The following is a 12,698-nucleotide window of genomic DNA, read 5'->3' as shown; positions in this document are numbered from 1 at the left end:
TTTTCAGACTTTTCAGACTTTGATTCTTTATTCTGCTGATTCTGCTGATTCTGCTGTGAATCTTGAGACTTAGAATCTTTAGAGTTGGATGGCTTATCTGAATTCTGTTTTTGATCCTTTTTCTGATCTTTCTTTTGGTCTTGCTTGTTATCTGATTTTTTGTTTTTGTCATCTTGCTGTTGCTGTTGCTGTTGCTGTTGCTGTTGCTGTTGCTGTTTTTGCTCTAGCGCTTTTTTCACAACCTCAAGATTCTTTTTCGCATCTTTCATGTCAGGATTGTTATTTAACAACGACTCGTATTTTTCTTTTGCTTCTTCAAGCTGACCACTTTGTGCCAATGCATTTGCTAGATTATATTGAGATTGAGGGTCTTTTAATCCAGACAGACTTTCAATGGCTCCTTTATAATCACCGGCTTTGTATTGTGCTGCGCCTTTCCACTCTTTCGAGTTAAATTGCCCACTGGCTTCTTGGTAATTCTTTTGTTCAAATTGTTGATGCGCATTGTAGTCATCAGACAACAGAGTATTTGCCATCGATTTATCTACCGGAAGCAATACCAACAATAAGGCTAAGATCAGCCCTTTTCTAAAAGAAAGCAGAGTTAATAAGACAATAGGGAAGAGTAACCAATACCCATGATTCGCTCGGCTATTTACTTGTGTATCACTGTTTTGAGTGATTTGCTCTACGGGAGTTTTGGTTAATCGAGCAATGGCTTCAATGTCACTGTTGTCTGATTGAATTAACTCAGCAATGCCTTTGGTTTCATTCGCTAAGGTAATGAGCGGTTGAGGATCCAAGGTTGCAACAACGGTTTTTCCTGAACGGTCTGTCAATAACTGACCTGAAGGCAATTCAATGGGGGCGCCATTTTTAGTCCCAATACCTAACAAGCTAATGCGCCATTTTGTGCCTTTTACCCGTTCGGTGACTTTATCTAGCTGTGCGTTTGAAATGCCATCGGTGATAACGATAATGTCTCCTTGCTGATGGCCTGATTTTTTCATCATCTCAATACTTTGAGAAATCGCGCTAGATAAATTACTGCCTTTGCCTTTGTAGGGCATGATTTCTGGCGATAGATTTTGAATCAAGTTCTCTAACGTTTTACTGTCTTCGGTTAATGGGCTAATTAAATAGCTGTTATTGGCGTAGGCAACTAGCCCTGTCATGCCTTCTTTCCAATAAGGCAGAAGATCATTCGCTTTGTATTTTGCCTGCGTTAAGCGATTTGGCTTTACGTCTGTCGCATAAAGCGAGCGAGACATGTCCATCACTAAAATACGAGCACCAGAAAGCTGAAAGCTCGGCGTGTCTTTATAGCCAAAACTTGGGCCTGCTAACGCTGTCGTAATACATACCCACGTCAGTATTAAGCCAGATAAAAACGTATTGGATTGCTTTTTCTGAACCATTCCAAGTTGTTTAGCAATGTGCGGTGCAATTAAGCCCACATGATGGCGGTTTTTACGCTGAATAATAACCAACAATCCCAAAGGGATAAGCGCTAAAAACCACATCGGATAAAGGAAAGTAAAATCAGCCATGGCGTTTTCTTACTCCTACGATAATGAAAATAATGAATAAATAGCCCATGAGAGGGTAACGGAACCATTCCTCATGAGGTCGCCAAGTTTGAGTTGCTTGAGTCACTGGTTCTAGCTTATCAATGGTTTGATAAATCTCTGCCAATTCATCAGCATTACGTGCACGGAAATATTGTCCACCGGTCATCGTTGCTATTTTTGTTAGTGTGTCTTCGTCTAAATCTCGCGCCGTGTTGACGGTTTGATTACCAAAGAATCCACGTACCTGCATTTCACCAGCACCAATACCCACCGTATAAATTTTGGCGTTATTGTCTTTTGCCAGTTGTGCCGCTTCAATTGGATCTAATACGCCAGCGGTATTTGCACCGTCACTCAATAGAATGATGGTTCGCTGAGGTGCGTTACTCTCAATAAAGGTTTTGGTGGCTAATCCTAACCCTTCACCAATGGCGGTTCGTTGTCCTACCAAACCAAGTACCGTACGATTGAGCTGTTCTTGTACTGTGTTTCTATCAAACGTAAGGGGGGTTTGTAGATACGCATGATCGCCAAATAAGACTAACCCTAATCGGTCGCCTTTACGTTTCTCGATAAAATCAGACACTACGCGCTTTACCGCCGTTAAGCGATCCACAAAACCGGAGTCTGTTTTCATGTCTTCTTCTGACATTGAACCGGATAAATCGACCACCAGCATCATGTCTCTGTGTTCTGGTTGAATATCAACAGGGTCGCCATACCAAACGGGGCGAGCCAATGCGCCAACCAATAAAACCCAAGCGACTGACATCAAACCGATATTGACGCGTTTATTCGGTTGCTTATATTCACCTTGCTCTGGTAAGCGAGGAAGATGAATCGCTTCGCCTACGTTTTCTTCTGGCACAAAGAAATAAAAGAGAAAAGGAATTGGCAATAAAAACCATGCCCACCACCACATAAACTCAATCATGTTGTTTTCCTTTTGATGATCTTGATGAGAGTAGTGAGCCTACTCGTTTAACGGGCAGTGCATGGGTGAACCAATAACGAGTGTCATCATAGAAACGCTGTTGATTGATTTCTGATAATTCGTGTTGTCCATACAGTGCCTGTTCTAACATTTCTGAACGGGAAGAGAAATGCACGTTTGCTTGTTTCTTCACGGGCAGTTTTTGCTCAATAAAATGCCACCATGCAAGGCCATGTAATGCCGCAATGTCTTGGCGAGGAAAATGGCTCAATGCCGCTTGCTTTAATAAAGTCGCAATCTCTCGGGTTTGTGTTGGTTTTAGCGTTGATAATTGAGCTAAAGCAACACGTTGTAATTGACGCTTTTTACGATAACGAATTAAAGCCCAGACGAGTAGGGCGATCACTAGGATGATGAAAACAATCACCCCATAACCTTGCCATGATAAAGACAGGCTTGGAGCGGCTGGCAAGTGAATATCCGCTAAAGGTAAAGCGGGAGACTGCGGTGCAGCGCCGGGATCTGCGATGGAAGATAAAGACATTATTTCGCTCCTTTATCCGATAACGAGGTCAGTTGACTTAACAGGGGTAAGCCCGATGACAACGTATGAAGATGAATACCTAATTGCATTGCCATGTTGTGCACGTACGCTTTATGTAAATTCGCTTGTTGTTGCAATGCATTCTTGGTGGAAAGAGAAGAGAAATCCAACCACGCGGTTCGTTTATTATCAGACACATGCTCAACGCCATTAAAGCGGGTAACACCTTGCTCAAGAGGATCGCTAATCATCACAAATTGAATTCGATTGTGCTTACTCAATTGGCTGAAGATGGCTTTACACTCATCAGTGAGGGCGTAAAAATCACTGATGATCACAATCTCGCTGCCTTTAGGGCAAAGACGGTGAAGTTGTTGTAATCCTTTCACAAAAGAATCCGCTTGCTCTGCCGTGTTTTTCGTTTCACTACTTGTGTTAGTGTTGTGTTTTTCTATGATTTTTTGAAGAAACTGCAACACCACTTTTTGACGAGAAGAAGGTTTACAATCAAGAGTCGAAAGACCATCAAAAATGATCCCTCCGACACGATCCTTCTCTGCTAAGGTTATCCAACTTAATAAACTGGCAAAGTGCGCGGCTTGTACGGATTTAAACAGTAATTGAGAACCAAAACGCATGGTGTCACTGACATCCACAAATAGCATGGTTGGCTGCTCACGTTCTTCACTGTATAACTTAGTGTGTGTTTTTCCTGTACGTGCGGTAACGCGCCAGTCAATCGAACGAATGTCATCGCCCGGTTGATATTGACGTACTTCAGAAAAGTTCATGCCACGGCCTTTTTGTCGGCTTTGATGACTACCATTCATTTTTGACCAAACAGATTGAGATGGCGGTAACCACTGTAATGAATGGTTCTTGTAATGAACCAGTTCATTAAGTGACAATGTAACGCCGTTACTGTGTGGTGGCAGTGATAGAGTATTTGTTTTCTTCACAATATCTGCTTATTTATTAGCGTTGTGTTTAGCGATACGTAATCACTAACTAAGACGCGGCAACCATTTGTAATAAACGCTCAACCACTTTATTTGCCGTCATGCCTTCTGCTTGAGCTTGAAAGCTAAGAAGCAGACGATGACGCAATACCGGGTAGGCCATTGCTTGCACATCTTCAGGGCTAACAAAATCACGGCCAGCTAACCATGCATGCGCTCGAGCACAGCGATCTAACGCGAGTGTGGCACGAGGGCTGACACCCATTTCAAGTTGGCTTGCTAACTCTTGGCAGTATTGCATTGGCTTACGTGTTGCCATGGTAATACGAATAATGTATTGCTCAATTTCAGGTGCCATATAAATAGACAGCACTTCTTTACGAGCAGAGAAGATCTCACTTTGCGCTAATGGTTGTGGTTTCTCTGCTTGCTCGCCTAATGCTTCACCACGGTTCAAACGAAGAATGGCAAGCTCGTCTTCCGCGCCAGGGTAATCCACATCCAAATGCATTAAGAAGCGGTCAAGTTGCGCTTCTGGCAGTGGGTAAGTCCCTTCTTGTTCAATCGGGTTTTGCGTTGCCATTACTAAGAACAAATCAGGCAGTTGATACGTATTGCGACCTGCGGTGATTTGTTTTTCTGCCATGGCTTCAAGCATGGCGGCTTGAACTTTGGCTGGCGCACGGTTGATCTCATCCGCAAGCACTAAAGAGTTAAAGATAGGCCCCGGTTGGAAAGTAAATTCGCCGGTTTCTTGGCGATAGATATCCGTTCCCGTTAAATCCGATGGCAATAAATCAGGGGTAAATTGAATGCGGTGGAAATCCCCCTCAATAGAATCGGCTAAAATTTTAACGGCACGTGTTTTTGCAAGACCTGGAGGGCCTTCAACGAGGATATGTCCATCGGCAAGCAAGGCAATCAATAATTGTTTTACTAAATCCGGTTGACCAATAACTTGAGATTCAAGATAAGTTTGTAATTGCTGAATTTTTAACGCTGGCATAGTTCACCCAATGTATCGATTGTTTCGTAATTATTGTGTTGTGACTGATGAAAGCCACATTAGTTCCTAATAATATTGGGTTTAATTACGATTATTCAACTATTTAGTAAATGAATTTAAATCCAATTATTTATTAAAGTAATGATTGGCTCGGTCGTTATACAAAGGGTCTATTTTAGCTGTGGAAAAATTATGATTAATCTAACAATAAAACAGAAACTCGTGGGCGGTATTGTTATCGCTATTATTGCTTCAACGTCTCTTGTGGGCATTGTTGCCCAAAAAAAAGCGTACGAAACCCTTGATGAAAGGCTAACAACGCTAGAATTGCCAACCATTCTTGACCGCATTGGTGGTGAAGTCGACAAAGAAGTCTCTATGATCTCATCAGCCGCTGAACAAATGGCGAATAACCCGTTTATTCTCGATGCCATCGCTGATCCTGATATGACCGCAGACGAAGAAACAATCCTTATCGATCAACTGAAACAATTAAAACAACAGTTTAGTCTGAATGATGCTTCGGTTGCTAACCGTAAAACGGCGGATTATTGGAATCAAGATGGCTTCTTGCGCCGATTAACGTCACAACAAGATGCATGGTTCTTCGATTTTGTTCAAAGTGGCCCTGAGCGCATGCTGAACGTATTCACTGAACAAAATGGCGATGTGAAGCTGTTTGTTAACTTTCAGCAATTGAATGGGTTATCCATGGCGGGTTTTTCTAAATCCTTAGATGACATGGTTTCATTATTAAACGGTTTTCGTATTGAGAAAACGGGTTTTGTGTACTTAATGGATGGCGAAGGTAACATTAAAATCCATAAAAATAGCGCCATTATGGGTAAACAATCCATCAGTGATGTTGTGGGAAGAGAAGAAGCCGCGGTATTACTGAAAAAACAAAACTTCAATCTAAGCCGCATGGACAAAAATGGCAAAGAGATCTTTATTGCCTCGCATTACATTCCTTCGATGGCGTGGTTTATTGTGACTGAAGTGCCTGTCGATGAGGTATTTGAAAGCCTTCACGGATCCACTCAAGACATTATTATGTGGATAATTGGTATTATTGCGGTCTTTGTGTCCCTTGCAATATGGGGAGCGGGTTCGATTACAAATAAGATTAATGAATTGGCCAGTCGCTTCCGTGAGCTAGGAGAAGGCGAAGGGGATTTAACTCATCGCATTGAAGTCAAAGGCAATGATGAGATTGCGGAGCTATCAAAAGGCTTTAACAGCTTTGTTGAAAAAATTCATACTACGGTTGCCGAGGTGGTAGAGACCGGCCATGTATTGCATGTAACTGCGGAAAATGTGGCACTAAAGGCAACCTCGACACGTGATAACAGCGAAATGCAGCGCGACCAAACGTTGCAAGTTGTGACGGCGATAAACCAAATGGGCAGTACGATTCATGAAATAGCCTCAAACGCAGCCAGTGCAGCGCAATCCGCCAGTGATGCAGAAGAAAGCACTCAGAATGGACGCCAAACGGTGATTCAATCTCGTGATGCAATTATTCAACTGGAAGGTGATTTGGTTCAAGTGAGCAAAGTGGTGGAGCAATTAGCAGGAACAACTCAAGATATTGGTTCAATCCTTGATGTGATCCGTGGTATTTCAGACCAAACTAACTTATTGGCACTGAATGCGGCGATTGAAGCAGCACGTGCAGGGGAACATGGCCGTGGGTTTGCTGTTGTTGCGGATGAAGTGCGTCAGTTAGCGAGCCGTACCTCCGTGTCTACTGATGAAATTCAAAAGATGATTGATCAACTCCAAAGTGAAGCCAAAAATGCCGTTGATGCGATGGAAGCCAGCCACGCAGTTACTGCGCGTGGTGTAAAATCAGCAGACATGGCAACAGAGGTGCTTGCGGGTATCGCATTAAGCATTACTGATATTTCAGACATGAATACGCAAGTCGCCACCGCAACAGAAGAGCAATCAACCGTGGTTTATACGATTAATCAAAATATTGAAGAGATTAATGGCATTAATGAGCTAACCACAGCGACAGCGCAAGAGCTTGCCGATTCAAGTCAGCAGCTTAATTCGCTTTCACAACGATTAGATCAATTAGTTGGTGCATTCAAAGTTTAACTTTTATGGGGAACTCTTGTAGAATCCCCTTAATTGTTTTAATGAATTGAGAAAATAATCATGAGTGATGTTGAAAAAGAACTTCAAGAAATGGTACAGCAGGGTTCAAATGAACCAGAAGTGGCATTGCCTTCAATTGAAGATCAAAAAGCGATTGTTGCCGAACTAAAACGTCTTGAAGCCGCGGGTGAATTAACCCCTGAAATACTTGAAGCACATTTTGGTAAGTTCAATACCGATGACGATGCCCCAATTCATTAATTAATGTTTGGGTGACATCAATAAAAAATGCCAGTCTCTATCGATGCTGGCATTTTTATTTGTTTGTAATAATAAGAATATCTACAAACACAAATTAGATTAGGGTTGATAGCAAGCCGATCACTCCACCGAATATACCGCCCCAGACCACAAGCCAGCCAAGATGCTTCTTAATCATATCTTGAACCATTTCTTTAACTAATTTTGGAGTTAGTTCATTAAGGCGTTGGTCAATCATCTCTTCAATGGTTTTTTGAATATCATCCATCATATCTGGCGTTTCAAGTTGACCCTTTAATGCTGTTTTAAATTGCTCTTGTTGGCTGATTTCAGTGATTGATAGCTTCATCTTTTTCATAAAGGGTTCACGCAAAGGTTGAATTGCCTCACTGCCACCCATCATCGCGATCATCCCGCCAAATTGTGAGTTCATGATCACGTCGACTAAAGAATCAAACGTCGGTGATAAGTCAATCGTATCAATGACGGGTTCTAGGTTGATATTAATTGATGAACCCATTCCTTTTGATAAAAACCTATCAACGTTCGATTTAGTAAAGAATTGATCCATCATTAGACGTTTGATGCTTGCTTTAAATTCTTCAAAGCGTGCAGGAATCACTCCTGATCCATATAAACCTGGTACTTTCTCAAATAACATGTGAATGGCTAACCAGTTTGTTAACGCGCCAGAGAAAGCAAACAAACCAATGTAATATACGGTATTTTGTTGCGTGTAATAACCAACTGCTAACAATGCCAATGAGATTAAGTTAGTGATCATGCTTTTATTTAACATATCAATCCTGATGTAAGGGTAGGGCTAAAAATTTTATGAAGTTTATCAGTTAGTAAAAGGGCTCAACAAGCGAAAATATGTTTTTCAACTCGATTGTTGAGTGTAAACTGTCAAGACACACAGTCATGGCACACATTAAGGAGATAACGATGAGTATTTGGAAGCGAGTGATGGATTTAAGTGTTTTAAACGCGACCTCTCGAAATACCTTAATGGAGGCGCTTAATATTGAATATTGCGCTTACGATGACGAGTCGATTACCGCATCAATGCCAGTGACCCCTACGGTACATCAACCGCTAGGCATGTTACATGGTGGTGCTTCGGTAGCGCTTGCTGAATCGGTTGCTTCAATTGCGGCCAATTGGTGTGTTGATGAATCTAAATATTGTGTTGGCTTAGAGATTAACGCCAATCATATTCGTGCAGTACGTGAAGGCACTGTCTTTGCGACTGCAAAACCTTTGCACTTAGGTGCAACCACTCAGGTTTGGGTGATTGATATTAAAGATCAACGAGAACGCTTAGTCTGCACAAGCCGCTTTACTGTGGCTGTGATGAAGAGAAAAAAGTAGCGACTTGTTGTGGAGATATGTATGGAAGAAAATGAAATTCTAAGTCACGCTCATGAGCTACCAAAAATTCCTAAAGTTATCCGTGAGATGATGGAATTAGTGAATGATCCTGAGGTTGAACTGCAAGAACTATCACAAACCATCTCATTAGAGCAAGTTGTGAGCGGACGTGTATTGCGCTTGGCTAATTCGGCACATTTCTCTCGTGGGAAAAGTGTGTCTTCAGTAAACCAAGCGGTGGTTCGTTTAGGTCTTGAACCATTAAAAACGTTGATCATTGCGTCTTCGTTAGTTAGCGCCTTCCCGTATGTTGAAGTCATCGATTTAGAAGGCTTTTGGCAAGAAACGTTTGAAATTGCAGTGCTAAGTAAAGCGATTGCCCAAAGTTGTGCGGTTAATCCAAACGATGCTTTTACGGCTGGAATGATGCATAACATTGGCGATTTGATGATTTATACCGTTATGATAGATCACGTTCCTGCGATTCTTGAGAAAATAGAAGCGGGCAGCTTAAAAGTGAATGCGCAGAGGTCAACTATTGGTACTGATAGTGCGATATTAGGCGCTAAATTAGCTGAGAGTTGGAGTTTTTCTGAAGAGCTTGTTTTTGCTATTTCAGAGCAGTATGAACCAAAAGTGGATAACATTTATTCACCATTAGCCGCTACGATTCGTTTGGCTAATGCGATTAATCGTGATTGGGATAGATTAGAAACGTTTGATGCTAAAAAAGTATGGTTATCTGAGCAGATTGAAGCGGATATATTATTTTTAAATACCGATATGATTGGTAATCTTGATGAAGTAAGAGGTTCGGGCGTTGAAATGGCTCGATTAGTGATTTAGCCATGCAAAGAGAATGGATGTCGTCTGCACTTATTGGTGCATTTTGTGTGATTGTGTCTTATCTGTCACCTGATTTTCTGGTGAGTAAGTTTTTTGTGGTGGTGGCTGTCTTCTTTTTGGCGAAAGCAATTCGATCTATTGTGTTATTGCTAAAACATCGCCAATATGAACTGTAATTAATTGAGATGATTCGTTAGGTTTTAATCAAAATCTAACGGACTCTTAGTTCCTGAAAAATGCAAACCGATTACATGTGTGTAGATTTGAGTCGTCTTAATATCAGAATGACCTAGAAGTTCTTGTATTGTTCTTAAATCTGCCCCTCTTTCTAATACTCGCGTTGCAAAGCTGTGTCTAAACGTGTGACAACTTGCTTTTTTATCAATGCCGACTTTTTGTATGGATTTTTTTACTGCGGATTGAATTGTTCTATCCAACAAATGATGTCGACGATGTTTCTCTGATCGTGGGTCTTTACTGATTTGTGGGGATGGGAAGACATATTGCCAACCATAACTTTTTGCTTGCGTTGGGTATTTTTCAGCCAAAGCGTAGGGCATATAGACTTCATCATTACCGTTTATCGCATCGAGTTTATGCTGTTGTTTAACAAACGCAAGTTGTGTTTTTATCGCGTCGACAACACTTTCAGGCAATATTGAGGTGCGATCTTTATTCCCTTTGCCGTTTTTAATCGTGATTATCTTTTTATCTAGGTCAATATCATTAACTCGAAGTCGAAGCGCTTCATTGATCCTCAATCCACTGCCATACATCAGTTGTGCAATGAGCTTAACTGGGTGATTTAGATTGTTAATAACATCCATGGCTTCTTTATGCGTAAACACAGTTGGCAGTTTTGTGGCCTTTTTTGAGCGTTTAAAATCTAAACTATCAACGGATTGCTGTAAAAATTCTCGACATAAAAAGACAAGCGCATTAAGGGCTGTTTTCTGTGTATTAGGCGATACGTTTTGTTTTATGACGAGATGCTCAAGGTAACTTGGAATGTCAAAGGCTTCAATTTCTTCTTTAGAGGTGTAGTTTTTAAAGCGAATAAAACTGCTTATCCAATAAATATAATGCTTTTCTGTATTGTAAGCTAAACCACGAGTGCGAATGAAAATACGAAGTTGATCAATAAAGCGTTGTGAGGTGGGATTGAGGTTTAATGGAATGTCCATAATCTCTGATTTTTGATAAATAGTGAAGGTAGTGTAGTTACTTGATAATAACTTGCCATGTAGTTTCGCATATTTATAGCTGACTTATGATTTTACTGGAAATATTAAATTAATCAGTTACATGCGAATAGGGTTTTAATCAGGATATGCGAATTAGATTCTGCTATTTCTATCACGTTTTATGATGCGATGGCAGCTATGATATTGGTTTTAAAGTAGAATATGATGACTTGATTGTATTGAGATAGATAGTAGAGATATTACGAATCTAGTTGGTATAATTAAATGTTAAATGAACTGTCTCAATGGCTAATTAAGTGATACAATAGTGATACTTTGTTCTTTCAATAATGGAAACTGAATATGAAAGTTGAGCTAGTTACTACATTAAAACGTCAAGCAACCAAGATTCTTTCTGAGCTTCATGCTTCAAAAGAACCAGTGTTAATTACAGAGCACGGCCAACCGTCGGCTTATTTGTTAGATGTTGATGATTATGAGTTTATGCAAAAACGTATTGCTATTCTTGAAGGTATTGCTCGCGGTGAAAAAGCAATTTCAGATAATCGTGTAGTTTCTCATGAAGTCGCAAAAGAGAAGATGAATAAATGGCTGTAATTAATTGGACTGAATCAGCATTATTAGATTTGGAGGAAATTGCAGAATATATCGCTATTAATAATATTTTAGCGGCTAAGGCGTTAGTTCAATCAGTTTTCCATCGTGTTGAGCGTTTAGAGGATTTTCCATTATCAGGCCGTAGTGTTCCTGAGCTTCCTCATTTAGATTATCGTGAAATTGTATTACCGCCATGCCGTATTTTTTACAAAGTAACCAACGATGATATTGTATATATTCTTTATGTCATGAGGGAAGAGCGCGAGTTACGCCAATTTGTTCTCAATGACCGTGGTTTTCAGTAAGAGTTCATTTAACAATCGCATCAACACGATTTGCTACATTCGGCATTCTAGGTTTCTTTGAGTTTACCGTATTAAGTGGTAAATTTGAGCTTAATCTGCATGGTAGCAAACGTGTTATGCAGGCGTTATATGCTTCAAGGATGAAAAAAGTGAAATACGATATTTCTTTTATACATACAGGTCAGGTTCATATTGAAAAATTTGGTTCATTAGTTACTGAACTTTCGCCTAATTTACTTATAAATCATATTGTTGATGAATCATTGTTAACTCATGCTCAGCAGTTTGGTGTTGATTCGATATTAAAATCTAACCTTATAGCGCAGTTGGAAGCTTTGAGTTTAGTCAGCAAAGTCATTGTGATCACTTGTTCATCGATTGGTGGCATTGCTGAAGAAATAGATAACTTAAATGGTTGTAAAGTTCAACGAGTCGATCAGGCAATGGCTGACTTTGCTGTTGAAAATGGCAATAATATTTTAGTTCTTGCGGCATTAGAAAGTACTTTAGAACCAACTCGTGAACTGTTGCTGAAGTCGCTAGCCAAACACAACTCAAAATCTAAGCTTACTTTGTGCCGTGTTGAAAATGCATGGGATTGCTTTCTAGCTGGCAAAATGGATCAATATTATGCCCAAATCAGTGCCGTAATTACCTCTAATGAGAGAAAGTATGACTTAATCGTATTAGCTCAGGCTTCAATGTCTGAGGTTCAAAAGAATGTTAACGTCTCTATTCCAGTCATTAGCAGTCCACGGCTTGGTGTCGAACGAGCAATAAAAGCTCTAACAATTTAAGGCGCATATAACAAATGCATCAACACGATTTGCTACACTCGGCGTTGTCAGTTTGCCTTTAGTTTCAGTGATTAAGGCAGTAAAATTCAGTTAAGTCTGTATCGTAGCAAACGTGTTATGCAGGCGTTACACGAACTCTAAGAACGCAGTTTTTTGGTTCAGTTCAGCGATTGATCCGTTAATTTCTTAGGCG

Annotated in this window: 15 protein-coding genes; 8 read left to right on the top strand and 7 right to left on the bottom strand. The window is 40.5% G+C overall.

What is annotated here, in order from left to right; translation table 11 throughout:
- The 5 genes from A6E04_RS14300 to A6E04_RS14280 form a co-directional block, all read right to left on the bottom strand.
- The coding region (locus A6E04_RS14300; protein WP_244886278.1) for a vWA domain-containing protein at positions 1-1,550 on the bottom strand (1,550 nt) is incomplete at its 3' end.
- Complete coding sequence (locus A6E04_RS14295) at positions 1,543-2,505, bottom strand: vWA domain-containing protein (protein ID WP_065611670.1); 963 nt, start codon at positions 2,503-2,505, stop codon at positions 1,543-1,545. The genes A6E04_RS14295 and A6E04_RS14300, both read right to left, overlap by 8 nt.
- Positions 2,498-3,049, bottom strand: a complete 552-nt coding sequence (locus tag A6E04_RS14290) for a DUF4381 domain-containing protein (RefSeq protein WP_065611669.1) — start codon at positions 3,047-3,049, stop codon at positions 2,498-2,500. Before A6E04_RS14290 ends, A6E04_RS14295 begins: the two co-directional genes overlap by 8 nt.
- Positions 3,049-4,008 carry a DUF58 domain-containing protein gene (locus tag A6E04_RS14285; RefSeq protein WP_065611668.1) on the bottom strand — a complete coding sequence of 320 codons (960 nt, stop codon included), beginning with the start codon at positions 4,006-4,008 and terminating at the stop codon, positions 3,049-3,051. The genes A6E04_RS14290 and A6E04_RS14285 overlap by 1 nt, the downstream gene beginning before the upstream one ends.
- Positions 4,009-4,057: 49 nt before the next feature.
- A complete protein-coding gene (locus A6E04_RS14280) occupies positions 4,058-5,014 on the bottom strand; it encodes an AAA family ATPase (RefSeq protein ID WP_017020984.1) in 957 nt (318 codons plus the stop codon).
- A 192-nt stretch (positions 5,015-5,206) separates the two neighbouring features.
- On the opposite strand from A6E04_RS14280, the gene A6E04_RS14275 reads away from it, so the two are divergent.
- Both A6E04_RS14275 and A6E04_RS14270 read left to right on the top strand, forming a co-directional pair.
- A complete protein-coding gene (locus A6E04_RS14275; RefSeq protein ID WP_065611667.1) occupies positions 5,207-7,120 on the top strand; it encodes a methyl-accepting chemotaxis protein in 1,914 nt (637 codons plus the stop codon).
- A 60-nt stretch (positions 7,121-7,180) separates the two neighbouring features.
- The gene (locus A6E04_RS14270) at positions 7,181-7,381 is read left to right on the top strand and encodes a hypothetical protein (RefSeq protein ID WP_017020982.1); all 201 of its coding nucleotides are present in this window, start codon (positions 7,181-7,183) and stop codon (positions 7,379-7,381) included.
- 94 nt (positions 7,382-7,475) lie between these two features.
- Here A6E04_RS14270 and A6E04_RS14265 read toward each other — a convergent pair whose 3' ends face one another.
- Positions 7,476-8,180 (bottom strand): DUF445 domain-containing protein, encoded by a 705-nt coding sequence (locus tag A6E04_RS14265; protein ID WP_065611666.1) that lies wholly within the window; start codon positions 8,178-8,180, stop codon positions 7,476-7,478.
- A 149-nt stretch (positions 8,181-8,329) separates the two neighbouring features.
- On the opposite strand from A6E04_RS14265, the gene A6E04_RS14260 reads away from it, so the two are divergent.
- The 3 genes from A6E04_RS14260 to A6E04_RS21180 are packed head-to-tail and all read left to right on the top strand — an operon-like array spanning position 8,330 to position 9,777.
- Entirely contained in the window at positions 8,330-8,755 is a 426-nt protein-coding gene (locus tag A6E04_RS14260; RefSeq protein WP_023604663.1) for a hotdog fold thioesterase, read from the top strand.
- Positions 8,756-8,776: 21 nt separating this feature from the next.
- The gene (locus tag A6E04_RS14255; protein ID WP_017020979.1) at positions 8,777-9,601 is read left to right on the top strand and encodes an HDOD domain-containing protein; all 825 of its coding nucleotides are present in this window, start codon (positions 8,777-8,779) and stop codon (positions 9,599-9,601) included.
- A 17-nt stretch (positions 9,602-9,618) separates the two neighbouring features.
- Complete coding sequence (locus A6E04_RS21180) at positions 9,619-9,777, top strand: hypothetical protein (protein WP_017020978.1); 159 nt, start codon at positions 9,619-9,621, stop codon at positions 9,775-9,777.
- Positions 9,778-9,801: 24 nt separating this feature from the next.
- On the opposite strand, the gene A6E04_RS14250 is transcribed toward A6E04_RS21180, so the two are convergent.
- Complete coding sequence (locus tag A6E04_RS14250; protein WP_017020977.1) at positions 9,802-10,785, bottom strand: integron integrase; 984 nt, start codon at positions 10,783-10,785, stop codon at positions 9,802-9,804.
- Between the two features lie 363 nt (positions 10,786-11,148).
- Between A6E04_RS14250 and A6E04_RS14245 the strand changes: the two genes are divergently transcribed.
- The 3 genes from A6E04_RS14245 (at position 11,149) to A6E04_RS14235 (ending at position 12,505) form a co-directional block, all read left to right on the top strand.
- Entirely contained in the window at positions 11,149-11,403 is a 255-nt protein-coding gene (locus A6E04_RS14245; protein WP_012551865.1) for a type II toxin-antitoxin system Phd/YefM family antitoxin, read from the top strand.
- Positions 11,394-11,708: a type II toxin-antitoxin system RelE/ParE family toxin gene (locus tag A6E04_RS14240; protein WP_065611665.1), complete on the top strand. Its 315-nt coding sequence runs from the start codon at positions 11,394-11,396 to the stop codon at positions 11,706-11,708. Before A6E04_RS14245 ends, A6E04_RS14240 begins: the two co-directional genes overlap by 10 nt.
- Positions 11,709-11,857: 149 nt before the next feature.
- A complete protein-coding gene (locus A6E04_RS14235; RefSeq protein WP_083199027.1) occupies positions 11,858-12,505 on the top strand; it encodes a hypothetical protein in 648 nt (215 codons plus the stop codon).
- Positions 12,506-12,698 lie beyond the last annotated feature (193 nt).

This window comes from Aliivibrio logei (assembly GCF_001691055.1).
Lineage (GTDB): Bacteria > Pseudomonadota > Gammaproteobacteria > Enterobacterales > Vibrionaceae > Aliivibrio > Aliivibrio salmonicida.
The sequence above is the reverse complement of the archived record's forward strand: the minus strand, read 5'-3'. Positions and strand labels throughout refer to the sequence as shown.

Coding starts and splice junctions, on each gene's coding strand:
- A6E04_RS14275 (WP_065611667.1), top strand. CDS start 5,207: ATGATTAATCTAACAATAAAACAGAAACTCGTGGGCGGTATTGTTATC.
- A6E04_RS14250 (WP_017020977.1), bottom strand. CDS start 10,785: ATGGACATTCCATTAAACCTCAATCCCACCTCACAACGCTTTATTGAT.
- A6E04_RS14290 (WP_065611669.1), bottom strand. CDS start 3,049: ATGTCTTTATCTTCCATCGCAGATCCCGGCGCTGCACCGCAGTCTCCC.
- A6E04_RS14265 (WP_065611666.1), bottom strand. CDS start 8,180: ATGTTAAATAAAAGCATGATCACTAACTTAATCTCATTGGCATTGTTA.
- A6E04_RS21180 (WP_017020978.1), top strand. CDS start 9,619: ATGTCGTCTGCACTTATTGGTGCATTTTGTGTGATTGTGTCTTATCTG.
- A6E04_RS14295 (WP_065611670.1), bottom strand. CDS start 2,505: ATGATTGAGTTTATGTGGTGGTGGGCATGGTTTTTATTGCCAATTCCT.
- A6E04_RS14240 (WP_065611665.1), top strand. CDS start 11,394: ATGGCTGTAATTAATTGGACTGAATCAGCATTATTAGATTTGGAGGAA.
- A6E04_RS14255 (WP_017020979.1), top strand. CDS start 8,777: ATGGAAGAAAATGAAATTCTAAGTCACGCTCATGAGCTACCAAAAATT.
- A6E04_RS14270 (WP_017020982.1), top strand. CDS start 7,181: ATGAGTGATGTTGAAAAAGAACTTCAAGAAATGGTACAGCAGGGTTCA.
- A6E04_RS14245 (WP_012551865.1), top strand. CDS start 11,149: ATGAAAGTTGAGCTAGTTACTACATTAAAACGTCAAGCAACCAAGATT.
- A6E04_RS14260 (WP_023604663.1), top strand. CDS start 8,330: ATGAGTATTTGGAAGCGAGTGATGGATTTAAGTGTTTTAAACGCGACC.
- A6E04_RS14280 (WP_017020984.1), bottom strand. CDS start 5,014: ATGCCAGCGTTAAAAATTCAGCAATTACAAACTTATCTTGAATCTCAA.